We start from the raw sequence: 23,203 nt of genomic DNA, 5'->3' as shown, positions 1-23,203 counted from the left end.
CGGTCTGTGTCCTCACAAACCGTTCTGGTTAAGGCCATCCGGGTAAGCGGTCTGTGAGGACACAGACCGTGGGAGATCTTACACTCAATCAAATTCTTAATCGGGTAGCTATAGTGTCCGCACAGCCCTTTCTCCTAGACGATTATTCTCCATTGCCGATGACCGCGAGAGTTGTGTATTTATAGACAGAAGGCGGAAAGGCTCACCAGCAACAAAAACGGGTCGACGTATTGCCGACCCATGTAAGAAAATAACAAACAAGTATTCGTCAGGAGAACGCTCCTCGTTCCTAATGAAAAAGCTGGAAACGTACCCGTCATTTTTTCAACTGATCGAACCAGCTCAGCGACCGACTCATAAATACAATCTCCGTAGGCACATGAAACCCCGTTTTCAAGGCAACTAAGCTAAGTCGCGATGATCCGCGCTGGCGCATGGCCGTGTAAGCCTGCTGCGAATTTAAAAAAGGGATGATCTCATCCTGTTCACTGTGAATCAATTGAGTAGGCGTTTGGGTCGACCAGTTGGTCAGATCGTTGTCGCTGAGTGCCTGCCTGAAAGAGGAGGAAGGATTTAATACATCCGCCCGAAACTCGTCGGTACAAATTTTGTCGAAGCTGGTGGTAATTGACCGGGCGTTATCGAGTGATAGCGCTATCTGCTCGGCGTAGGGTGACCGGAAGTAATAGTTAATTGGTTTTTTCAAGCCATAAATACGGTCGTAGCTGAGCGTTTCCCAGATGTAGATATAATTAGCTACCCCACCACCAACGGTCGTTTTCTGAGTCAGGTAGTCAAAAAAAGCAGGCATAGCATATGGGCCAGCCCCGCAGCTTGAGCCCGCTAATTCAATGTCATCTATATGGGCATCTTCCAGCAGTTTCTGCGCGGACAGCGTAGCAAAACCTCCTTCCGAATAGCCGGTTAAAAAGACCTTTTTTGTCCAGGTAACGTCTTTTTTATCCAGGAACTCTTTGGCTGCCAGCAGCATATCGACGGTTGCCTGGGCCAGTGTTTGCCGATGTTCATAATTATGAGGAAGCTTATCGGTCAGCCCATAGCCAATGTAATCGGGGCAGGCAACGATATAGCCATGGGTAGCGAAATAAAGCGGATACGTAAAGTTTGGTGAGGCAAAGTTATTGCCCGATGGAGCTTCGGCATCCGTGTAGGCCGTTGGGTGCTGAAAACTCAACAGAGGATATGCTTTTTGAGGGCTTGCTAACTGGCTGGGCACATACACGATGCCCGATGCCGTAATGGGTGTGCCGTCATCAAGCGTCGTTTGATACGTAATTCGGTTGATACTTACTTCGTAGTCAGCCGGTTGATAAACGAGCGAGTCGTTGGTTGTGGTTAGAAGCCTGAGAATGCTGTTGTTGTAAAAAACGATCTGATTGGAGCTGATCAAGACGGGTTTCTTAACGATTGATGTTGGGCCGCAGGCGGTAAAAAAGAAGAGACAACTACAAAAAAAAGTGAACAGTACAGGTTGACGCATACGGTGGATGATGGGTAATGGCTTTGGGCGTTTTATATACCCTTTATCAATGATCGTGCCGTGACTGGGATGAAACCAACCACGGCACGATCATTAGTAGAATTTATTGTTACTATTTCTTGCCCTTTTTCGGTTTTTCTGCTTTGGGTTCTTTCTCTGTTTTGGGTGCTTTTACTTCTTTCGACTGAGCGGGTGCCAGATGCGTCACTGAGTTGCGAACAAATGTGCCCCAGGTGAGGTTGTCCTGGCCTTTTTTCGCCTTCTTCGCCCGGTCGATAGCCATGTTCGCAGCAGCCTCGACGACCCACTCAAAGTTTTCCTGACCAACCGAATGAATATCTGCATCGGGAGCAGGGTTACAGAAGTCAATGGCAATTGGGATACCATCGCGCACAGCAAACTCAACCGTATTGAAGTCGTAGCCAAGTCCGTGGTTCAGCTTCAACACATAATCCGTCATGGTTGCCAGCAGCTTTTTACCGGCGTCGCCGGTAGTCTGCATCTGGGCCGCGTAGCGCAGGTGGTGCGGGTTGCGGGGTTCGTAAGGCATAATCCGTACGTCTTTTCCACCAATGCAATAGCATCGGAAATAATCGGTGAAGTCAATGGCTTCCTGATACAGCATCACTAATTGAGCTGTTTCGTCATACGCCTTGAACATCTGGTCGGGGTTATCTACTTTATAGACACTCTTCCAGCCGCCACCTGCGTGGGGTTTCATGAAAGCCGGGAAGCCAATATGGTTGAAAATACGATCCCAATCCATGTGTTGCAGGTTGCGGAACGAATTATGATTGGTATCGTCGGGCCGCTCTTTTGACGGCAACAGAATAGTTTTTGGAACGGGCACTCCTAGTTGAACCGCCAGTGCGTTGTTGAAGAACTTCTCATCAGCACTCCACCAGAAGGGGTTATTAATAACGGCCGTACCGGTCAGGGCGGCATTCTTAAGAAACGCTTTATAGAACGGTACATCCTGCGAAATCCGGTCGATAATTACGGCATAATCAGTTGGCACACTTTGTTCAACCTGATCAATACTGACAAACTCAGCCGGAAACTGGCTTTGCTTTTCATTGACGCGATCCACAAATGCCTGTGGGAATGTGTTCTCCTGGCCGAATAAGATGCCTATCTTGGTTTTTGTGCTCATAATAAGATAATTAGAGGGAGCTTTTTAGTATTGTCGATTGATATGACTACAACACGTTTCGTTCAAACGGGCTGTTGATGAGGTAAACATACTGATTTATAGTTTGTTTGTTCTATTCATGGGTTAATCGCGCCCGTAGCTAACGACAAAAGATGCTGGGCACCACTATTTCCATACATGACACGTTGGATCAGGCTGAGTCCTCCGGTACAGATTCACTGTAGTATCGTTTACGAAATCGACATTACTTTACAGTAGTGTTTTCAGATGATGCTCTAAGTGAGCGACATAATCATTGATGAGCCACTCCAGCGTTTTGAGCTTCGTATTGATCTGACTAAATTGAATCGGTTGGCGCAGGGTATCCTCCGGTATAGCGCGGGTGACGACTAAAATTTGCCTATTGAGACTTTGCCAAAGAACCAGTAGCTGTCCCAGCGGTACATGTTGGTATTGGTTCACCCGTACCAACTCATCCTGATTGTAGGGCTGAACCAGATAAGAACCGTCGGCAAACTGGGCATCCGTAAACCGTTTCAGGTTATTGATGGCAGAGTCAATCAGATGCCCCAGGATTTCTTTCCTTGACCACTTTCCGGGTTGTTGGCTCGTTATCTGAGCTTCGGATAAGTTACCCAAACCAGTAGGTACCTGGTCAATATACGCGGTAAGACGGTCGAGGGCATCCATTGTAGGGTGGTTAAATCATGCTCAGATAACGCGGAAACTGGTCTTTCCAGACAGGCCAGTCGTGGTTACCCCAGGGCGTAACGTCCAGCTGATGACGAATACCTTTTCGGCTGAGAATGCCGGATAACTGGTAGTTAGAGTCTTTACAAAAGTCATATTCTGATGTGCCCAGCACGATATTCATGTGGTAAAACTCGTTGTTCTGGGCATTGGGCAGAAAGTCGGGTGGGTTGTTGAAATACACGTTTTCGTCGTAATATCCACCCAGAAACGAACGAATGTCAAAGGCAGCGCCCATGGTGAGCAGATGACCGACCTGTTCAGGATGCCGGAAGGCGAAATTAAGGGCATGGTAACCGCCGAAGGAAGCGCCCGAAACACCAATTTTCTGAACGTTACATTCCCGCTGAACACTCGGCACGAACTCCTCATGCAGAAAGCGGTCGTAGAGCACATGATTCCAGATCCGGGTGCCAGGGTGCAGGTGTTTGGCATACCAACTATCGCGATCAATGCTATCGATACAATATAATTTAACCTTGCCCGTCTCAACGAACCAGCGTGCTGTTTCGGTCAGGCCAAAGTCTTTGTATTCGTAATAGTGCCCCATGGAAGTTGGAAAAAGCACGATCGGATACCCCCAGTTTCCATACACAAGCATCTCGATGTCGCGCCCGAGGTGGTGTGAATAGAATTTTCTATAATCTTCCTGCACAAGTATGTTTGTTTGATGAGATCCATGCAAATTTCGTATGAAAATAGCCGAAATAGCTAATGCTGGCAAAAAACAGGCCGGTAAGAGTTGAAAAAATCTCAATTTTGTAGCTCGTGATTGTACTTGTCCTGACATTTTTTCTCTTTATGGCTGACTCTTTACCGGCTCATATCCAGGCTGAACGAACAACCGTAACTGTTCAACAGCCTGATTCGTTGCAGTCCGTTCCGCTCAATCGAACGGTCCATTTGACCATCATTCTGCCGCCCAATTACCATTCCACAGACATAGCATACCCTGTGCTTTACCTGAACGATGGGCAGGATTTATCCCGGCTGCACATGACCAGTGTGCTGGATTCACTGTATCAGAAAATGGCGATCCGTCCATTTGTATTGGTCGGTATTCATGCCGGCGACCGGATTCAGGAGTATGGCACGGCGGCCAGAGCTGATTACATGAACCGGGGCAGCAAGGCCGCGCTCTATACCGATTTTGTCTTAACGGAACTGTTGCCCTACATCAAAAAGCAGTATCGGGTACGCACGGAACCCGACCAGTCAGTGTTTGCCGGGTTTTCGCTGGGTGGATTATCGGCCTTCGATATTGTGTTTCATCACCCCGAGCGGTTTAGTCGGGCAGGCGTATTTTCGGGCTCATTCTGGTGGCGAAGTAAAAGCACCGCCGATGGCTACCGGGACGAAACCGACCGAATCATGCACGATCTGGTTCGCAAAGGAGCTTACCACAGGAATCTCAAATTCTGGTTTGAAACTGGTACCGAAGACGAAACCAGCGACCGGAACAACAACGGGATCATTGATGCGATTGATGACACCACTGACCTGATGGACGAGCTAGTCAAAAAAGGTTACCATCGGGAGCAGGCCATTCGCTATGTCGAAATAAAGGGAGGTAAGCACAATCAGGAAACCTGGAGCGCCATCATGCCCGATTTTTTGACCTGGGCATTCGCCAATGAGTAAGTAACTAAACATACTCACTTTGCCCTTCTAAGCGGAAGAAGTATACTTCCAGGCAGGTTAAAAACTAGCAATCGCCTAAACTTATCAACCACAGAGCCACTGAGAGCACAGAGTGGCAACGGCTGAATTTTAATTGTTCAATCGCTGTGTTCTTGGTGGCTCAATGGTTAAACTCTACTCTTTTTTACATTTAGGCCCGTTTCTCAACGAATCAATCATGGACGAATTAAAGCTACTGGCAACGTGGGTTATCGTGCTTTTGCTGGCTTGCAAAAGCCCTGAGGTAGAAGTACCCGTGAGTGGAGCAAACCCGCCCTCCGGTCGCAGGTTGGTTTGGAGGGATGAGTTCGATAAAGCAGGTTTGCCTGATTCCGCAAAGTGGGGATACGAAGTTGGCGGAAACGGATGGGGCAATAACGAACTGCAATATTACACCGACCGGCGACCAGAGAATGCCCGCATCGAAAACGGAAAACTGATTATTGAAGCCCGAAAGGAAGAGTATAAAGGACAAAAATATACGTCGGCCCGGCTAGTAACCCAGAATAAGGCAACCTGGACTTACGGTCGAATAGAAGCCATGGCTAAACTGCCCAAAGGAGTAGGTACTTGGCCTGCCGTCTGGATGCTGGGTAAGAATATATCAACCGCTGGATGGCCCAGGAGTGGCGAAATAGACATCATGGAACATGTTGGTTTCGATGAAGGCGTTATTCATGGAACCGTACATACCGAAGCTTACAACCACGCCAAAAAGACCGAAAAGGGTAAAGCCGTATCGATAAACAATGTAACCGGCTCCTTTCACCTGTATGCCATCGAGTGGACGACTGATCAGATTGATTTCTTTGTCGATGACCAGAAATATTACACCGTTCAAAAGTCAGCTTTGGGCACTAGTGAAGCCCAATGGCCCTTTGGACAACCGTTTTTTTTGATCTTAAATGTAGCCGTCGGCGGAAACTGGGGCGGACAGAAGGGCGTAGACGAAACCATCTGGCCACAGCGTATGGAAGTCGATTATGTGCGCGTGTATCAGTAGAATAGTGAATGATGCATGATAAATGATGAGTGATGAATGAGCAGCTAGGTGGTCTGGTAGTCATTCATCACTCATCATTTATTTAAAGTTTTTTCAAAAACGCCATGGTGTCGATGCCGTCGGCATAATCGGCCAGGCTGGGCCGCTGGGTACTACCAAAGGCAACACTGCTAGGATACCAGCCCTTGGCCGAAGCCACTACCTGAATCTGGTCCGCATGGTTCGCCAGCCAGGCGGTTACGTCAGCCTGGGTCTGGTAAGTCTGAAAGTACAAAACCGAAATAGGGGAGACTAATCCGTCGTTTTCCGTCAGTAACAAATAGCCATTATCCAGGTGAGGAATGGCATTGATCAAATAAATCGACTTGTTGTAGTCGTAGTTATTCTGGTATTTGTGGTTGTTCAGGTAGATGGATACTTGTGGCTCAAGGGTGCGTAAAAAGGGCGTGAAATCGTATCCATCCGGTACCAGAATGGTGGAGACATTACGGCAACCTAGTCCATAATAATCAGAGATGTCGTGGCTGAGTTTCAGAAACTCCTCTTCACCTTCCTCACCCATCAACAAACCAACCGACGTGCGGTTCTTACGAATAATGTGCGGCTTTTTGGCAAAGTAATACTCAAAATAACGAGCTGTGTTGTTACTACCCGTCGCGATATAGGCTTCGGCCGCGTTTAACCGATCGGCTTCGACGATCAACTCCGTAAAAGCGGGGTTAATCTCTTTTAATTTTTGTATTAAATAATGAATTAGTACAAAATCCTGGCTACTAAGCTTGGCCATTAGTTTATGACCGCTCGCCAACACACAGAGCATGTCGTGAAAACCGACAGCTGGAATATTGCCCGCCATCACAACGCCCACAGCACGGGGTGTTTTTATAGGTTCTTCACCTGGAATATCAATGTATTGATTTACCCAAGCGGAGAGTTTGTCGGCTACAAGAAACTCATTGGCAATTGCCTGAAGAGCATTCAGGGAGTTTTCGAGGGTGAACCAGTTATTTTTGTAGTTGGCTTGTTGAGCAATTTGTGCAAGTTCGGGTTGGGCGTCGGCTGAGCGCAGGAAGTCGCCTAGGGCCACAAACGTTTGCAGTCGTTCTGATAAAAGCATGAATTGGATAAACAAATGGAATACTCCATCAACTAATGTAATGAAATATTAGTTTGTTGCCAACCTTTAAATAATTATATTTGTTGTTCCATTTAAGAGAACTAGTTTTTACTATATATAAAATATACTGCTCATGGCAATCATGATCACCGACGAGTGCATCAATTGTGGTGCCTGCGAACCCGAATGCCCCAATACAGCCATCTATGAAGGTGGTGTGGAATGGACCTGGGGAGGTGGAACTGAACTGGATGAAGTCGATTTCGGCGATGGCACCATTGTGAGTGGTAAAGCTCCGCAAGCCCCTGTTTCGAACGAGTTCTATTATATTGTTGCTGACAAATGCACGGAGTGCATGGGTTTCCATGAAGAACCACAGTGCGCGGCTGTTTGCCCGGTCGACTGTTGTGTTCCCGATCCCGACCATGTAGAAGAAGAGGAAACGCTGTTAGCGAAGAAAGCCTGGCTGCACGCTGAAGCTTAATCGTACAGATACAGAAAATGCAAAAAGGCCCAACCAGCGAACTGGTTGGGCCTTTTTGCATTTTAGCCATATACAGTCCTAAAACATAGGGCGTTTTAGGTCATAAATTGCGTACCGCTGAAAGAATAAAATTTGGTCAACTGGTTATTGGACAAAATATAATAAAAAATATTATTATGACCGAATTTGATTAATTATCGTGGAATTTATAGTATAATTTCAATTAAATTGGCTTTTTTTTGAATATATTCATAATTATTTCGGGCTAACTATTGCGTAGGATAATTTATTGAACAAAATTTGCTTCGAAATAGAACCACAGAAACTGTTATCTACAACCGAATAAAGAGTATGAAAAAAACACTTTTACTTATCAGTTCTTTGTTTTTGGGTTTTGCCGCTCAAGCACAGGATTCCACTGCCACACCAGCGCCCGGAAAATTCACTTTCTCCGGTTATATGGATACCTACTACTTCGGTAACTTCAATAACCCGAAAAGCCAGTCGAACTTAGGGTTGAACGGTCCTGGTGTAGTTGGTAATGCCCGTGCGTTCGATCAGCGGGCTGGTCAATTCGGTATCGGTTTAATTCAGGCAAAGGCAATTTATTCGGCCAGCAAGGTCGATGCTGTCATGGACCTGACCTTTGGCCCATTCTCTGACTTGGGTAACTACGGTAACTACATTGGGCCGCTTGGACCAGGATCTACCTCCCTGGCCATTAAGCAGGCTTACATCACTTATAAAGCGACCAGTAAATTATCATTCACAGCTGGTCAGTTCGGAACGCACATTGGGTACGAGGTTATCGATGCGCCCGTTAACTATAACTACTCCCTGTCTAACCTCTTCAACAACGGCCCCTTCTATCACATTGGTCTGAAAGCACAGTATGCCTTCAGCGATCGGGCTTCGTTGATGGTGGGTTTGGTCAACAACGTCGATAACCTGTTCGACAACAACAAAAAGAAAGGCCTGATTGGGCAATTCTTCTTCGCACCGGTTACGGGCTGGAATGTTTACCTGAACGCCATCATGTCAAATGAAGCCTCGCAGGCTGTTGATGCTGTTCCAACGGACAAAGCCATGTATCAACTGTTCGATCTGACAACGACCTATCAGGTAACGTCTAAGTTCTTCCTGGGATTGAATGCCGCCACGGGTTCGCAAAAGGGTGATTACCAGAGCACCGGTGGCCCGTCAACGTCGAAAAGCTGGGGTGGTGTTGCTGTTTATTCCAACTACGCGTTCACGGACAAGTTTGGTCTTGGCGTTCGGTATGAAACATTCGACAACAAAAACAATGTGCGTGCTCTAAAAGATGCGGCCGGTAACGGAGCCAGTGTAAATTCGATAACGGTAACGGGTAATATTACGGCCGCTGATGGTCACTTGTTGTTGAAGCCTGAACTCCGGATTGATAGTTACTCAGCCAACAAATTTGAGAAGAACGACGGTTCGTTGACTACCTCTCAGACTACCCTGGGTATGGCCGCTATCTTCAAATTCTAATTGTATAGCCTCATTTTCTTAACCTTAATGTCTTACTAGTACAACAAAAACCCCTCATGTATCATGCAAAAACCTAATTACATTCCTCTCGCCATTCTATTGGTTATTAGCGTGGTGGCTGTTCTGATGCCTGCTGTTCCTACGCAAATCGTAACGGAAGGTATTAACTCTGGCGATACGGCCTGGATGCTCGTTGCTACTGCGTTGGTTTTGTTGATGACACCTGGTCTGGCGTATTTTTACGGCGGTATGGTCAACAACAAAAACGTGATCTCGACCATGCTGCAAAGCTTTGTTGCCATGGGTGTTATCAGTATTCTGTGGGTAGTCGTTGGCTTCAGTCTGGCCTTTGGTACCTCAATTGGTGGTTTTGTTGGTAACCCAATGGACCACTTCATGTTCAAAGGCGTGCTGGATGGCAAGCCCTGGTCGCTGGCGGCTTCGATTCCGTTGGTTGTCTTTGCGTTCTTTCAGCTCAAGTTTGCCGTTATTACACCTGCTCTGGTAACTGGTTCAATGGCTGAACGGATCAATTTCCGGTCGTATGTTCTGTTCATGATTCTGTTTAGCCTGTTCGTTTATGCGCCTTTGGCACACATGACCTGGCATCCAGAAGGTATCCTGTTTAAATTAGGTGTCCTTGATTTTGCGGGCGGTACGGTTGTTCACATGTCAGCTGGCTGGGCTGCGCTGGCGGGTGCTTTGTACCTGAAGCGCCGGAAGTCGCACCTCGAAGCAAGTTATTTCCCACCAGCAAACATTCCTTTCGTGTTGTTGGGTACAGGCCTGCTGTGGTTTGGCTGGTTTGGTTTCAATGCTGGTTCGGCAGTGGCAGCTTCGCCCTTGGCAGCTTCGGCTTTCGCGACAACAAACACGGCGGCTGCGGCTGCTGGCCTGGCCTGGGTATTGTTCGATGCCGCTAAAGGCAAAAAAGTATCGGCACTTGGTTTCTGTATCGGAGCAGTAGTTGGTCTGGTTGCTATTACGCCAGCCGCCGGTTTTGTAACGATTCCTACCGCGATCTTCATTGGTACGGTTGGCGCTATGGTATCGAACTACGTAGCTCACCTGCGCTCGAAGTCAACCCTCGACGATACGCTTGACGTATTCCCTTGCCACGGTGTTGGTGGTATGGTCGGTATGGTTATGACGGGTATTTTCGCAAGCAAAGGCATTAACTCAGCCGTTGTTGACGAAGGTCTGGCGTTTGGTCAAACGAAATTGTTCATCAATCACATGATCGCTCTGGTTGGTGTATCGGTCTTTGCTTTTATTATGTCCTACGTCATGCTGAAAATCACAGATCTTATTCTACCACTACGTGTAACGGAAGAAGACGAGAAGTCAGGTTTGGACGTAAGCCAGCACGACGAATTCCTTATCGAAGCTTAGATGGATGTAGGATGTATGATATAGAATATATGCCAAGGCAGTATCTACCATACATCCTATATCAAACATCATATACCTAACAGCAGAGCCACAGGCACCCTGTCTGGCCTACAATGTCGACAGCTTTATCTGTGGTTTTGTTGTACTCATGGAGCCGTTCCCGCTTGGGGGCGGTCTCCTGCTTTTAGGGGGTAGTGAATCAGAGGTGGTCAGTGGCAGACGCAACAGCAGTAATCGCGCGTCAGCCACTGACCACTTAGTTTTAAGCCAAGGCTACCGCTATCAGTGCCAGAATAGCAGGGAGGGCCTGAACGAAAAAAATAGACCGCTGTGCGGTAAGCGCGCCATAAACGCCTGCAACGATGACGCATCCCAGAAAGAAATAAGCAATGTTTATACTCCAGGCCGCGTCGTCAATGAACATTGACCAGATCAGACCAGCCGCCAGAAAGCCATTGTAAAGGCCCTGATTAGCCGCCAGTGATTTTGTCTTCTCGAATAAATCAGGTGGAAACGACTTGAACGTTTTGCGCCCCTGCGTGGTCCAGGCAAACATTTCCATCCACAGGATATAGATATGCTCAAGGGCAACCAGGCTGACCAGAATTTCGGCGATTAGTTTCATAGAAGGAGACGTTAAAGCTGATAAGGGAGGGTTGGTTTTACTCACTGAGACTGTTTAAACTTTTAGCCGTAAGCTCGATTTTACTGTTTTTTTGTCATTCCTCAGCACCGGTCGCGCGGCTGGCATTGGAATGCCAAAAAAAGCCCTGGTATTTGTCTAAAAGGAAACTTTAAAAACAGCTTAATTCTGAAAGACAGCGGTAGCAAGAGACCCGAAGGTCAAAAAAAAAGCCGGTATCACTACCGGCTTAATCAAAAAATATCAGTGTATTTCTACCAATTCTTCAGGTTCACTCACATCCATTAGACCTTCCGCGTTCACGGCAGTCAGGTGTACCAACCGTGTTTCGTTAATGAGTAAAGGATCGTATTTCGCCACTACACGGACATAATTCTCTGTGAAGCCTTGCATGAGCCCGTCGGCAATGTCTTCTTCGAACAATACAGTGGCATCCCGGCCAACCTGCGAGTCGTAAAAAGCCCGTCGTTTTTTGTCCGACAAAATATGCAGCATCTTCGACCGCTCTGCCCGGACGTGGCCCGGTACGACCGGCTTAATGTCTACCGCCAGTGTGTTCGGCCGCTCAGAGTAAGTGAATACGTGCAAATAAGAAATCGGCAACTCGTTTAAGAATCGATACGTTTCCTTAAACTCCGTGTCTGTTTCGCCGGGATGACCGACAATCACGTCGACACCAATGCACGCGTGGGGCATCAGCTCTTTAATTTTCTGCACACGTTCGGCATATAGTTCGCGCTTGTAGCGACGACGCATTAAGCCCAATACACGGTTGCTGCCCGACTGAAGCGGAACGTGAAAATGCGGAACGAATCGTTTGGACTGAGCCACAAAGGCAATGATTTCGTTCGTCAATAGGTTCGGCTCAATACTCGAAATTCGGAACCGCTCTATGCCATCGACTTCATCCAGCGCCCGTATTAACTCCAGAAAGGTTTCCTGGCGCTCATTATTGACAATACCAAAGTCGCCGATATTGACACCTGTCAGGACGATTTCTTTAACGGCACGTCCAGCAATTTCGTGGGCCGCCCGGACGACGTTCGCTACCGTATCGGAGCGGCTTTTACCGCGGGCCAGCGGAATGGTGCAGTAGGCACAGGGGTAATCGCAACCGTCCTGCACTTTTAGAAAGGTGCGTGTGCGGTCGTTAAGAGAGTAAGCCGCATGATAATCAATGGCCTCCTCAATAGGCGAGTTAAAGACCTGAGCGGGTTGGCCCGATGGCACCTTTACGAACGTAGGCATGATTTCGTGCAGCCGGAATTTCTCAGCTGCCCCCAAAACCGCATCGACTCCCGGAATCTCCGATATCTCTTTCGGTTTCAATTGGGCGTAACAGCCCAGTATGGCTACGTAGCCATCGGGGTTTATTTTCTGCGCTTCACGGACTATTTTCCGGCATTTTTTGTCGGCATTATCTGTCACGGAGCACGTATTTATAATGAAGATATCAGGTTGCTGATTGAATTCAACGCGCTCATACCCATGCTCTTCCATTAACCGGGCGAGGGTAGACGTTTCGGAGAAATTCAGTTTGCAACCGAGTGTATAAAAGGCGACTTTTTTCACAGTAAATAATCTATCCTGCAAAATTACAAAAAAATGACGGGGTGGGTTCCTTTCTGGTAAGATGCAACGGTGACTGCTTACTTTTGCATTACCTATGCATTTATTCTATCAACCCGACATCGTTTCCAACGAAGCTATTCAACGATTGACCGAAGAGGATTCGCGTCATGCCCTTAAAACACTTCGGCTCAACGTTGGCGACTCCATTGCCGTGACCGATGGGCGTGGAAATCGATACCTGGCTGCTATTCATTCAGCCGATGCCCGGCGTTGTGCCTTTCGCATAACCGATACCCAAACAACTCCTCCCCGTTCGTTCTCCATCCGAATTTGTATCGCGCCAACCAAAAATATCGACCGAATCGAGTGGTTTATCGAGAAGGCGGTTGAAATAGGCATCGAGCGGATTAGTTTCTTTTTCGGTCAGCACTCCGAACGGCGGCTATTGAAACTGGAACGTCTGGAAAAAATTGCCGTGGCTGCTATGAAGCAGTCCCTGCAATCATATCTGCCAACCCTAGACGAGGCTCTACCTTTTGGCGAGTTTATAAAAACGGTAACTGAGGAACAGCGATTTATCGCTCATTTGCCCACGAATGAGCCACCACAGCATTTATTGAAGCGAGCCACACTCTCTGGTCAATACGCCGTTTTAATTGGTCCAGAGGGTGATTTTTCCGAAAAAGAGATACAGCAGGCAATGGCGGCCGGTTTTCGAATGGTAACGCTTGGCCCAAACCGATTGCGGACCGAAACGGCAGGGTTGATGGCCTGCCATACCCTTAATGTATTGAACGCGGAATAGAGCTTAAGACGACTGTAAGGCCAGTTTACGAATGAGATACTTTTGAACGTCAGGCGGTTGCCTGTGAAATGGTTGTTGACAAACTTCGACGGTAATCTGTAGGCGTATGCTGATAATACCGTTTAAATAGTTTGTTCAAATGGCACACATCCGTAAAACCAAGCTCGTCGGCAATTTGAGAGATCGTCAGTGTGTTCAGATGGAGTTGCTTCTCTACCAGCTTCAGCTTGTACCGGATGATGTATTCCTGCAGGGATTCCCCAACTTGCTGCTTAAAGAGTGTGCTCAAATGGCGGGGCGAGTAATGAAACACATCCGCTAACCGATCCATCCGTAATTGATCAGGCTGCTGTATGTGTTGACAGATATACAAAAACATTCGCTGAACCAGGTCGGAAGTAGATGAACCTGATTTGGCCAATTTTACTTGATGACGCGTGAATTGACGCTCGATTAAATTTAATATGGCCATGACCAGCGACTTACATATAAGTGAAAACGCCACTTCCTGGTGGTTTATCTGTTCTATTAGCAATATCTCAAACAAAGCATTCAGGTGTTGTCGATCGGTAGCGTCCATATATATGCTGCCAACCAGACCGTAAAATGCCGGTAGTTGCTGCTCGTGTCGGGGCGTCCAGCTACGACCCGCACTTTCCGTTAAATCGGCTAGGTAAAGCTCGGTGAAGGACAGAAAGCCGAAAGTCGTTCGGGTACTTATGTCGAAGAAATGATTGTCTGAAGGTCCAAGAAAAAAAACGTCACCGGATTGATAAGGATGTCGATGGCCGTTGATGATATGATACCCGCTTCCATCCCGGATATAAATCAGTTCGAAGTGATTATGGGTATGAATAGGTAAGGCCCATTGATTTATTTCTGCCTGTTGAATACGAATTGGCTCGTGCTGAATGCAGCGTTTCATAGGCTATTGAGTTAGTTGGGAGAGGAAAAGGCGTTCTTAACATACCTATACCAATAAAAGACCAATTCTCACCTTAAGTAAAAATTAAATAACTATTTTTTTTAATATATTGACAGATAGGGAGATAACTAATTTTAAAGGATAGTTTAAAATTTGTATTAACTCCAAAATAGCGTGTCCTCCATTATTTTGGAGCTAGTTTTTGGAGTTGCCCCATTCGGTTTAGCTTTACACCACAAACCCATTTTGTTGACGCGGCTTTTTGTCAGCAGTGCCAATCTGTCAACGTTCGATGAGTTAATCAGCCATTCAACCAGAGCCGTATGTTATTTCCCAACGATCTCACCTTGTCGCCAACAATACTCATTGTTGAAGATGAATTTCTGATTGCCAACGACCTTCGGCGGATTCTGGAGAAAGCGGGTTATTGGGTAATTGGGATGGCTGGATCGGTGGCCGAAGCCAGAGATATTGTCGTTGAGCAGCCTCCCGATATTGTGTTGCTGGACATTTTTCTGGATAGCGAACAAACGGGTATCGACCTGGCCCATTGGCTCGGAGCCCAAAATATCCCGTTCGTTTTTCTCTCCGCCAACCTAACCGATATGGTGTTAGAGGCCGCGAAAATAACGCAGCCTTCGGGCTTTTTGAATAAGCCGTTTCGGGAGAAAGATGTTCTGACGACGCTGGAGATTGCCCGCTATCGGCATGCACACAATGAAGAGGCTAAATTGAGAAAGCAGCAGGCTATCCAAATAGCAGTCAATAATGCGATTGTTACCATTCAGGATCGGGATCAATTGTGCCTGGCCATTGCCAGTCAAATTGATAAACTCGTTCCGTTTTCGTTTCTGAATCTTCGCATTGGCCTGCCCGACGAAGCTTCCTTTTACTGGGTGATGCTTCGGAAAACCGCTTTGGGTACGTTTGCACGCATTCCATTGGCAACCTTGCTGTCGGGTGGGACGAGCGATGAGCTGATGGCCAGGATAGATCAGGAAGCACCGGATAAGCTCGACGAGCCGGGTATTTTTTCCGGTGAGGCTTTTGATCAGTTATGTGAACGATACCTGACCGCCCGTTCCTGCAGGGACAATTTCGGGGTTCGCTCGCTCGCCCTGTTCCCGGTCAGACTGAACCGGAATTCACTGGCTAATATAAATATCTCCAGCACGGTTGCCGACAATTTTACGCAAAAAGACTACGAAGCCGTTAGCCTGATTATTCCCCAGATTGCGCTGGCATTGGATAATTTACTGGCCTACGAAGAGCTAGAAGCCAGCCGACAAACAAAGGCTACGGAGCTGGCGATTGTCAATGCCTTTCGGAATGGCGAAGCTATCGCCGATATTATTCCGCAAGTAGCCACCGCTATTAATGAACTGATGCCATTTGATCTGTTAGCGATTTATCGGATTGGTCGGATCGTAGAATCCTCGGCCATTGACTGTACGGTGCAAAAAAGGGATGGCATTTTTGTGACACTCACGGAAAAGGACATACTGCCCGGCGCCATTATCGACCAGCCAGTGTGGAAACAAGCTTTCGATACTATGGAGAACTCGCTTATTGAACCAACGATCAACGTTGGTCAGACCTTTGAAGAAAGTCAGCAACGAACAACAGTGACGCAGATTTATGGGGAAACGCTTGCGTTGAAATCGTCCATGTATGTGCCGATCTATATAAAAGGACAGCCAATGGCGTCGCTGGTGCTGGCGAGTAAATCTTCGTATGCCTTTACCAAAAAAGACCTGCGTGTTCTGGAGGACATAAGCAGTCAGATTGCTCTTGCCCTTGAAAACTTACTGGCCTTTGAACGGATCAAAGTCCTGAGTGAGCAACTTGAGCAGGAGAAAACCTATTTGACCGAAGAGATCAAAATCAGCCATAATTTTGAGGAGATTATCGGGGCGAGTCGTGCCTTGCAAACCGTTTTTGACAGTATCGCTCAGGTTGCGCCAACTGATTATACCGTGTTGATTATGGGCGAAACAGGAACGGGTAAGGAGCTGATTGCCCGCGCTATACACAACGCGTCGGCCCGCCGGGAGCGAGCCATGATCAAGGTGAACTGTGCCGCCCTACCGCCCCAACTCATTGAATCTGAGCTGTTCGGTCATGAGCGGGGAAGCTATACGGGCGCTACAGAAAAGCGGATCGGTAAATTCGAGCTGGCCAATGGCGGAACCTTATTTCTGGATGAAATTGGGGAGTTACCACCCGAACTGCAAGCTAAAATCCTACGGGCTATTCAGGAAAAGGAAATCGAGCGTATTGGCGGGAAAGGCCCTATTCTTGTCGATGTTCGAATTATCGCGGCCACTAATCGACACTTACAGCAGGAGGTTGCCGATGGCCGTTTTCGATCCGATCTGTATTACCGACTCAATGTATTTCCCATTGTGGTGCCACCTCTGCGTGAACGGCAGGATGACATTGTCCCGCTGGCCTTGTATTTCTTAAAGAAAATCAGCAAAAAACTGGGTAAGCCCATTACTGGTATCAGTAATGAATCGCTACAGCAAATGGTAAGTTATGCCTGGCCGGGCAACATTCGTGAATTAGAGCATGTGTTGGAGCGGGCGGCTATTCTAGCGAAAAAGTCGACGCTGGAACTGGCCGAACCGTTACTATCTGATTCGGTTTCTAACGCTGCTGTCCCACCATCGATGGTTGCTGTAGAACCTTTGCAAAAGACCATGAGGGCCGCCATACTGGCCGCTCTTGATCGGGCCGGGAACCGTATTCGTGGGCAGGGAGGAGCTGCCGAATTACTCAACATTAAACCCACAACGCTGGAAGCCCGTATGAAAAAGCTAAATATTAAGATACGCAACTAGCCCATCAGATCAAGGCTGTGTTGCCGACTTAAACGGCTAGTAAAGGGGCCGTAGCCGGTTTTTTTGTTAGGTTAAATTGCAGACTAATCTGAACGCCACCGTCTTGCCGAATGCTCAGGATGCCGCCGATCTGTTTGCTCAATCCCTGAATCATGGTCAGGCCCAACGTATGGCTGCGCTCGATCGTGAAGCCGGCCGGTAAGCCAACGCCATCATCTACGATGGTGAGTAAATAGGATTGACTGTCAATTGGTTTCAGGCCAACCACTAGGCTGCCTGTCTGCTGATTCGGAAAGGCGTACTTTAATGAATTCGTGACGGCTTCATTGATGATCAGGCCCAATGGGGTGGCCAGCGTGACATCCAGTTGTATATTAGCAACGTCTAATTTTTCCTGCACATGGACTTGCGGATCAAATGACTCAATGAGGTGATCCACAATCTCGTGAATATATTCCTGCATGTTCACCTGGCTCAGGTTATCTGATTGATAGAGCTTTTGATGGATAATCGCCATAGCATGAACCCTGTTCTGACTCTCTCGAACCGCCGTTAAGGCCGTCGAATCGTGTAAAAAACCGGACTGGGCGTTCAGCATACTGGTAATGACCTGGAGGTTGTTTTTAACCCGATGGTGAATCTCCCGGAGCATCCACTCTTTCTCGTCTACAAGCTGACTTAATGACTGATTTTTTTGATTGATTTCCTCCTGCTGAGCCTGTAAAAGCCGATTGCTATGTTGCTTGAACTGATACCGGTTGTAACTAACGCCCAACAGACAAACCAGCAATAAAGAACCGGCTATGATCGCATTGCGCGTTGTTTTTTCCTGTTTCAGTTCGCTTTGCTGTAGTTTACTTTGCTTAGTGAGCAAGGCGATGTCATGCTCTTTTTTTTGCGTGTCGTACTGAATTTGCAGGCTGGCAATCTGCTTACTTTTTGCTTCATTAAAAATTGAATCGTTCAGGGCTTTATGCAGACGGAAATGAGTGATCGCCGATATATAATTTCCCGTAGCCGAATCCACTTTATAAAGCAAGAAGTGAATATCTTTCAGGGTTGATAATGAGTTCTCCTGTGGGGAAAAAAGCAGAGCTGCCCGCAAATGAGAGGCAGCTTTGGAAAATTCAAGATGTTGTAAATAAAAAGCACCAATCTCTTTTTGCGCTTGCTGCGATGCTTCTGAATTCATATTATTTTTGGCATACCAGCTCAGCGTTTCCAGATAATACTTCTCGGCCAGAGAGTGGTTTTTTAGGGCATCGTAGCAGTACGCTAAATTCTGGGCAACACAGGCTTTCTGAATAAATGTGTTGGTGGGTATTTCACGAACAAGATTTGTCATTAACTTAAGTGCTTCTCTGGGGTTTTTTCGTTTAATGAGATCCTGGCCGATAACGCCCGCAGCGTTATACAGAGCGAAATTGGGTAGTCGTTCCTGTTTCCATTTCTCCAGAGATTTTTTATAGCCTTCGATCCCCTTTTTATAATTGCCGACCTCCATATACATCTGGGCAAGATCACCGTAAAAAGGAGCTGCCGATACGGTGTCTTTGGTCTTATTCATGCTTTCTATGCATAATAATGAAAAGAGAAGTCCCTTGTTGAACTCGCCTTTCACCCGGCCAACATTGGCGAGTAAGTTATACGTATAGTGAAGTTTAGGGTAACGGATGACTTTATAGCGCCTTAGAACGGTCAGCAGTTCAGTTTCAGCAACGGCTATTTTGCCCTCATACAAATGCGTAATGGCAATTTCCTGTAAGGCATTTATTTCTTTTTCCTGATTTCTTACAGATTGATAAAGTAGTAAAGCTTGTTTGAAATTGGCGTAAACATTCTGGTAATTATGGTCAATATTTCTGAGCCAGATGCCTACTCTTATTCGTGCATTGGCTTCGGCTTCTTTATCGCCCGTTCGTTTACAATCGGCTATTAATTTTGCAAATCTGGTTTGTCCGGCAGACCTATTTCCACCTTCCATCAGTGCGATGATAACTATACTTTCTGCTTCATGCCGCCCGCTTAAAAAATGGAGAGAGTCACTCAATTTCCGGGCTTCCTGCAAATACGTTATTCCACTATCTAAGTCAGGTTTTGACTCGCCGGGTTTGAAAATTTGATACTTGCCCAATTCCAGTAAAACAGCTACTCGCTTTTCATCAGCCTTACTAATTTTTAATTTCACCAGCAATTGGTTTACCATTTGCCGGTTGATGTTCTGTCCGATAGCATACAACGAGCAGAGCAGCAGAGCGAACGTAAGCCTATACGTTTTACCTTTCACAAGACACAGTAAGCCCTGACGATTGGTTGTTGGGTTTGTTTGTTCCATAGGAATCTGTGTGTCGTAGTTGGGTAAAAGTAGTATGTATAGTGCGGAAAGAAATTCAAACGGCCCGATAATGCCAAAATCCCGTGCCAGTATTTATGGCACGGGATAGGGATTTTTTTGTAAGGGAATAAACCGGTTTTTATTTGAGGTGTGCCCGCAGCATCCAGGCAATTTTCTCGTGCGTTTCCATCAGGCCAGTGATGAAATCGCTGGTTCCGGCGTCCTTGTGTGCATCGGCAAACTCATCGATATTTCCCCGAATGAATTCAATGATGCTTTCGTGATCACCCAAGAGCTTTTTTATCTGACTTCGGCTATCGTTGCCCGACTCATCCTGCTCAGTCAGATGGGTAAGCTGCAAGAAATTTTTCAGGGTTGCAGGCGCATAGTGATCCAACTGCCGGATGCGTTCGGCTACGCTATCGACAATCTCGGCCGACTGTTTATAAAGCTCTTCGAAATAAAGATGGACCGAATGAAAATCCATTCCCTCCAGGTTCCAGTGTGCGTTGAGGGTTTTGGTGTAAAGCACAAATTCATCTGCCAGTAGCTTGGCCAGTTGGTGTGCGACGACTTCTCTGTTTTCGGCGGAGATACCAATGAGTGATTGCATACAGGTTACTGTTTAATAAGGTGGAAGCACTAACTATTATTTACTTGACTCGATCCGTTCGGCCAGAAAGGCTGCTACTTCGGCCAACCGATTTGAAAATCCCCATTCATTATCATACCAGGCTGCTACAGATAGCAGGTTGCCTTCTTTAGCCGTCAGCGGCAAATCAATAATTGATGTGTGCGGGTCAGCAACGATTCGGGATGAAGCCCACTCATCTTCCAGAACATCCATAACGCCTTTCAACGGCCCTTCGGTAGCGGCTCTCCGGAAGGCATCATTCACTTCCTGAACAGTACACTCTTTTTCGGTGATCAGGTTTAGCTCGGCAATACTACCCGTGCGTGTCGGCACCCGATAGGCCTTGCCGGTGATTTTGAGGTCTTTCCAGATAAATTGCAGAGCACGAGCCGCGCCAGAAGACGAAGGGATGATGTTTTCGGCGGCTGCCCACGAATCGCGCCGGTCTTTCATCGGCTGGTCGGTGAGCGATTGTGTGTTGGTATAGGAGTGGACTGTAGAGAACAGGCCGTACTGAATACCAAAATTTTCCAGAATTACTTTCACCACCGCAGCCAGTGCATTGGTCGTACAACTTCCCATGCTGACGATGTGGTGATTGGCCGGATCGAACGTTTCCAGATTGATGCCTTTCAGCAGTACCGCATCGCAGTCGGCAAGTGATTTACTGGGGGCGCTGATCAGCACATACTTGGCGCCCCGGTCAAGGTGTGCCTGTGCACCAGCGCGGGTCGTAGCCCGCCCCGTACAATCAACTACCAGATCGACTCCCAGGGTGGCCCAATCCGGAACTTCCTTGGCCGAATTAATGTACGGAATTGTCCGCTCACCAATGGTGAACTGGCCTTCGCTCCCCGATACGGGCTCGGGCCAGCGACCGTAATTAGTATCAACGGCGAACAAAGCCGCCAGCGTGGGCTCATCTCTAATATCAGAAATGGAAACCGGCACAAACAGGTTGTGGTCTAAACCAACACGTAGAAATTGCCGTCCAATACGGCCGAATCCATACAAAGCAATCGTTGCCATACGAAATAGAAATAAGTGATTCTTTACTGAATGAGTACGTATTGTTACTGTGATTTCCTTTATAAAGTATATTAATCCGGCTGTTGCCAAATGTCTGTATAGGCCTCAGGATGATGCCGGAACTGAGCATGCACATAAGGGCACAAGGGGATGACCTTCAGTCCATTTTCGCGGGCATACCCGACCATTTCCTCTAATAGCTGATGGGCAAATCCCTTTCCTTCCTGCGCCTGATCAACTTCGGTATGATAGACCGTGAGGGCAGAATCGGAAATACTGACGACCATTTCGCCAATTCGAATCCCGTCTTCATACAAGTTGAAGGCCCCGTGTTTTCGTTCATTTAGTTCCAGCTTTATCTCTGTCATTCCGGATCTGGGTAAACTACTAAAGTGTTAATGAAGGTAATGATTTTTCGATTTTTGCTCTCGATGATTCGTATTGATCCGGTAATTGCAGATGAGTACCCAGTTCAGCCAGCGGTTCATCGACGGTAAAGCCGGGATTGTCCGTGGCGATTTCAAAAAGAACGCCACCTGGCTCGCGAAAATAGAGGGAAAAAAAGTAATCGCGGTTTATTTTAGGGGTTATCTGTAACCCCTTACTCAACACTTTTTCGCGGTATTCCATCTGAATCGTATCGTTGGCTACCCGAAACGCCACGTGGTGATTTGTACCAGCGGCATTGCGCCCTGGGTTGCCATCAGGTGATTCCAGCAAATCAACAATAGCGGCATTGTCAACGGCATCTGTGGCAAACCGGTAACGGTTGCCTTCCTGAGATACCAGCGAATATCCGAAAATATCGGTCAGTACATCCGCTGTTTTTTCTATATCGTTAAGGGTCAGTGTAACGCTATGAAACCCTTTTGTGGCTGTATCCTGCTTTACGTTTTCTGTTTCCCAGGCTGTCCGGCTGTCTTCTTTCTGCGGTATAATAAGGGCAATATTGAGCCCGTCAGGATCAGTAAACGGCAGGAATTGTTCACCAAATCGTTCGCCCAGCTCGCCAACCCGAACAAGGCTATGCTTTAATCGATCGACCCAGAAATCAAGACTACCACTGGGTACTGAATAGCCTATTTCTGTCGCCATACCGACGCCAGTTTTTCCTGGTCCGATTCCCTCCCAGGGAAAAAAGGTCAGAATCGTGCCGGGAGTGCCTTCTTCATTGCCATAGTAAAAATGGTATGTTCCTGGATCATCGAAATTAACCGTTTTTTTTACCATTCGTAAGCCCATTACGTTGGTGTAGAAATCGTAATTACGACGGGCGTCATTCGCAATGGCGGTAATATGATGAAGGCCTAAAATTCGATTTTCCATTCCTGCTAAATTTGTCGGTTAAACTGTTTTTTTCCTTATGTGTTTCGGCTGGTTTCTCCTGTGTCGTTAGGCAAGGCGACCCTGAACAGGAACAATATTTTTTACACCGTCAAGTATTGCCGTATCTTCAGTAAGTGACAACGTAGTTGATTTTTCCACCGCGATTGAGTTACCCATGGCTTTTTGTAGGTGGAGGTGAGTACAATACTAGCTGGCCATTAGCAGTCAGGGGCAAACCGATGCCGCTAGGACCAGGGCAAACGTAAGGAATGGCAAGGCCGGGGAGCGGTATAAATCGACGATTCTGCGGTAATTTCAGTGTTTTATTGAGTCGGCTACTGCATAATTGGTATTCGCTCAGCAAATAAATGTTCCTTAACTCGTATATTAATGGTTTCTTAGGGCAAGCTGTAGCCAGGAATAAAGCAGTCCGGCATGATTCATGAAGAATAGTCAGTTTAGGGGTTCGTGGAAAACCAAAACCGGCTCTGTCTTCGTT

General features: G+C 47.1%; 20 protein-coding genes. 7 read left to right on the top strand and 13 right to left on the bottom strand.

Annotation, left to right across the window (positions count from 1 at the left end; genetic code table 11):
- Positions 1-316: 316 nt before the first annotated feature.
- The 4 genes from SD10_RS16495 to SD10_RS16480 all read right to left on the bottom strand — a co-directional run bounded on the left by SD10_RS16495 (position 317) and on the right by SD10_RS16480 (position 4,059).
- Complete coding sequence (locus SD10_RS16495) at positions 317-1,411, bottom strand: alpha/beta hydrolase family protein (RefSeq protein ID WP_227698989.1); 1,095 nt, start codon at positions 1,409-1,411, stop codon at positions 317-319.
- A 202-nt stretch (positions 1,412-1,613) separates the two neighbouring features.
- Positions 1,614-2,654, bottom strand: a complete 1,041-nt coding sequence (locus SD10_RS16490; protein WP_046575179.1) for an ATP-grasp domain-containing protein — start codon at positions 2,652-2,654, stop codon at positions 1,614-1,616.
- A gap of 249 nt (positions 2,655-2,903) precedes the next feature.
- Entirely contained in the window at positions 2,904-3,344 is a 441-nt protein-coding gene (locus tag SD10_RS16485) for a DinB family protein (RefSeq protein ID WP_046575176.1), read from the bottom strand.
- A 10-nt stretch (positions 3,345-3,354) separates the two neighbouring features.
- Positions 3,355-4,059, bottom strand: coding sequence for an esterase family protein (locus SD10_RS16480; protein ID WP_046575175.1), 705 nt, complete (start codon positions 4,057-4,059; stop codon positions 3,355-3,357).
- Positions 4,060-4,205: 146 nt separating this feature from the next.
- Between SD10_RS16480 and SD10_RS16475 the strand changes: the two genes are divergently transcribed.
- Positions 4,206-5,045 carry an alpha/beta hydrolase gene (locus SD10_RS16475; protein ID WP_046579656.1) on the top strand — a complete coding sequence of 280 codons (840 nt, stop codon included), beginning with the start codon at positions 4,206-4,208 and terminating at the stop codon, positions 5,043-5,045.
- 217 nt (positions 5,046-5,262) lie between these two features.
- Positions 5,263-6,087: a glycoside hydrolase family 16 protein gene (locus SD10_RS16470; RefSeq protein ID WP_046579654.1), complete on the top strand. Its 825-nt coding sequence runs from the start codon at positions 5,263-5,265 to the stop codon at positions 6,085-6,087.
- Between the two features lie 82 nt (positions 6,088-6,169).
- Here SD10_RS16470 and SD10_RS16465 read toward each other — a convergent pair whose 3' ends face one another.
- Positions 6,170-7,204 (bottom strand): acyl-CoA reductase, encoded by a 1,035-nt coding sequence (locus tag SD10_RS16465; RefSeq protein ID WP_046575174.1) that lies wholly within the window; start codon positions 7,202-7,204, stop codon positions 6,170-6,172.
- A 133-nt stretch (positions 7,205-7,337) separates the two neighbouring features.
- Between SD10_RS16465 and SD10_RS16460 the strand changes: the two genes are divergently transcribed.
- The 3 genes from SD10_RS16460 to SD10_RS16450 all read left to right on the top strand — a co-directional run bounded on the left by SD10_RS16460 (position 7,338) and on the right by SD10_RS16450 (position 10,592).
- Positions 7,338-7,688, top strand: a complete 351-nt coding sequence (locus SD10_RS16460) for a 4Fe-4S dicluster domain-containing protein (protein ID WP_046575172.1) — start codon at positions 7,338-7,340, stop codon at positions 7,686-7,688.
- A gap of 351 nt (positions 7,689-8,039) precedes the next feature.
- Positions 8,040-9,200, top strand: coding sequence for a porin (locus SD10_RS16455; RefSeq protein ID WP_046575170.1), 1,161 nt, complete (start codon positions 8,040-8,042; stop codon positions 9,198-9,200).
- 63 nt (positions 9,201-9,263) lie between these two features.
- Positions 9,264-10,592 (top strand): ammonium transporter, encoded by a 1,329-nt coding sequence (locus tag SD10_RS16450; protein ID WP_046575168.1) that lies wholly within the window; start codon positions 9,264-9,266, stop codon positions 10,590-10,592.
- Between the two features lie 262 nt (positions 10,593-10,854).
- Here the strand turns inward: SD10_RS16450 and SD10_RS16445 are convergent, their stop codons facing one another.
- Positions 10,855-11,217, bottom strand: coding sequence for a DUF1304 domain-containing protein (locus SD10_RS16445; RefSeq protein ID WP_046575165.1), 363 nt, complete (start codon positions 11,215-11,217; stop codon positions 10,855-10,857).
- 261 nt (positions 11,218-11,478) lie between these two features.
- Complete coding sequence (mtaB, locus tag SD10_RS16440) at positions 11,479-12,807, bottom strand: tRNA (N(6)-L-threonylcarbamoyladenosine(37)-C(2))-methylthiotransferase MtaB (protein ID WP_046579652.1); 1,329 nt, start codon at positions 12,805-12,807, stop codon at positions 11,479-11,481.
- A gap of 94 nt (positions 12,808-12,901) precedes the next feature.
- Between mtaB and SD10_RS16435 the strand changes: the two genes are divergently transcribed.
- The gene (locus SD10_RS16435; protein ID WP_046575164.1) at positions 12,902-13,612 is read left to right on the top strand and encodes a 16S rRNA (uracil(1498)-N(3))-methyltransferase; all 711 of its coding nucleotides are present in this window, start codon (positions 12,902-12,904) and stop codon (positions 13,610-13,612) included.
- Positions 13,613-13,661: 49 nt separating this feature from the next.
- Here SD10_RS16435 and SD10_RS16430 read toward each other — a convergent pair whose 3' ends face one another.
- Positions 13,662-14,537, bottom strand: coding sequence for an AraC family transcriptional regulator (locus tag SD10_RS16430; RefSeq protein WP_046575162.1), 876 nt, complete (start codon positions 14,535-14,537; stop codon positions 13,662-13,664).
- Between the two features lie 323 nt (positions 14,538-14,860).
- Here SD10_RS16430 and SD10_RS16425 point away from each other — a divergent pair, with 323 nt between their 5' ends.
- Positions 14,861-17,380 (top strand): sigma 54-interacting transcriptional regulator, encoded by a 2,520-nt coding sequence (locus SD10_RS16425; protein WP_046575161.1) that lies wholly within the window; start codon positions 14,861-14,863, stop codon positions 17,378-17,380.
- A 28-nt stretch (positions 17,381-17,408) separates the two neighbouring features.
- Here the strand turns inward: SD10_RS16425 and SD10_RS16420 are convergent, their stop codons facing one another.
- The 5 genes from SD10_RS16420 to SD10_RS16400 form a co-directional block, all read right to left on the bottom strand.
- Positions 17,409-19,715: a histidine kinase dimerization/phosphoacceptor domain -containing protein gene (locus SD10_RS16420; protein WP_052731210.1), complete on the bottom strand. Its 2,307-nt coding sequence runs from the start codon at positions 19,713-19,715 to the stop codon at positions 17,409-17,411.
- 139 nt (positions 19,716-19,854) lie between these two features.
- Positions 19,855-20,328, bottom strand: a complete 474-nt coding sequence (locus SD10_RS16415) for a Dps family protein (RefSeq protein WP_046575159.1) — start codon at positions 20,326-20,328, stop codon at positions 19,855-19,857.
- A 36-nt stretch (positions 20,329-20,364) separates the two neighbouring features.
- Complete coding sequence (locus SD10_RS16410) at positions 20,365-21,378, bottom strand: type I glyceraldehyde-3-phosphate dehydrogenase (protein WP_046575157.1); 1,014 nt, start codon at positions 21,376-21,378, stop codon at positions 20,365-20,367.
- A 71-nt stretch (positions 21,379-21,449) separates the two neighbouring features.
- Positions 21,450-21,746 (bottom strand): GNAT family N-acetyltransferase, encoded by a 297-nt coding sequence (locus SD10_RS16405; protein WP_046575151.1) that lies wholly within the window; start codon positions 21,744-21,746, stop codon positions 21,450-21,452.
- 19 nt (positions 21,747-21,765) lie between these two features.
- Positions 21,766-22,704 (bottom strand): ring-cleaving dioxygenase, encoded by a 939-nt coding sequence (locus tag SD10_RS16400; protein WP_046575148.1) that lies wholly within the window; start codon positions 22,702-22,704, stop codon positions 21,766-21,768.
- Positions 22,705-23,203: the final 499 nt, after the last annotated feature.

Source organism: Spirosoma radiotolerans, from assembly GCF_000974425.1.
Classification (GTDB): Bacteria; Bacteroidota; Bacteroidia; order Cytophagales; family Spirosomataceae; genus Spirosoma; species Spirosoma radiotolerans.
Note: the sequence above shows the minus strand (reverse complement) of the source record. Positions and strands in the feature narration are given on the sequence as shown.

Excerpts from the sequence above, each read along its gene's own strand:
- SD10_RS16490 (WP_046575179.1), bottom strand. The coding sequence starts at position 2,654 with ATGAGCACAAAAACCAAGATAGGCATCTTATTCGGCCAGGAGAACACA.
- SD10_RS16485 (WP_046575176.1), bottom strand. The coding sequence starts at position 3,344 with ATGGATGCCCTCGACCGTCTTACCGCGTATATTGACCAGGTACCTACT.
- SD10_RS16475 (WP_046579656.1), top strand. The coding sequence starts at position 4,206 with ATGGCTGACTCTTTACCGGCTCATATCCAGGCTGAACGAACAACCGTA.
- SD10_RS16470 (WP_046579654.1), top strand. The coding sequence starts at position 5,263 with ATGGACGAATTAAAGCTACTGGCAACGTGGGTTATCGTGCTTTTGCTG.
- SD10_RS16465 (WP_046575174.1), bottom strand. The coding sequence starts at position 7,204 with ATGCTTTTATCAGAACGACTGCAAACGTTTGTGGCCCTAGGCGACTTC.
- SD10_RS16460 (WP_046575172.1), top strand. The coding sequence starts at position 7,338 with ATGGCAATCATGATCACCGACGAGTGCATCAATTGTGGTGCCTGCGAA.
- SD10_RS16455 (WP_046575170.1), top strand. The coding sequence starts at position 8,040 with ATGAAAAAAACACTTTTACTTATCAGTTCTTTGTTTTTGGGTTTTGCC.
- SD10_RS16450 (WP_046575168.1), top strand. The coding sequence starts at position 9,264 with ATGCAAAAACCTAATTACATTCCTCTCGCCATTCTATTGGTTATTAGC.
- SD10_RS16445 (WP_046575165.1), bottom strand. The coding sequence starts at position 11,217 with ATGAAACTAATCGCCGAAATTCTGGTCAGCCTGGTTGCCCTTGAGCAT.
- SD10_RS16435 (WP_046575164.1), top strand. The coding sequence starts at position 12,902 with ATGCATTTATTCTATCAACCCGACATCGTTTCCAACGAAGCTATTCAA.
- SD10_RS16430 (WP_046575162.1), bottom strand. The coding sequence starts at position 14,537 with ATGAAACGCTGCATTCAGCACGAGCCAATTCGTATTCAACAGGCAGAA.
- SD10_RS16425 (WP_046575161.1), top strand. The coding sequence starts at position 14,861 with ATGTTATTTCCCAACGATCTCACCTTGTCGCCAACAATACTCATTGTT.
- SD10_RS16420 (WP_052731210.1), bottom strand. The coding sequence starts at position 19,715 with ATGGAACAAACAAACCCAACAACCAATCGTCAGGGCTTACTGTGTCTT.
- SD10_RS16415 (WP_046575159.1), bottom strand. The coding sequence starts at position 20,328 with ATGCAATCACTCATTGGTATCTCCGCCGAAAACAGAGAAGTCGTCGCA.
- SD10_RS16410 (WP_046575157.1), bottom strand. The coding sequence starts at position 21,378 with ATGGCAACGATTGCTTTGTATGGATTCGGCCGTATTGGACGGCAATTT.
- SD10_RS16405 (WP_046575151.1), bottom strand. The coding sequence starts at position 21,746 with ATGACAGAGATAAAGCTGGAACTAAATGAACGAAAACACGGGGCCTTC.
- SD10_RS16400 (WP_046575148.1), bottom strand. The coding sequence starts at position 22,704 with ATGGAAAATCGAATTTTAGGCCTTCATCATATTACCGCCATTGCGAAT.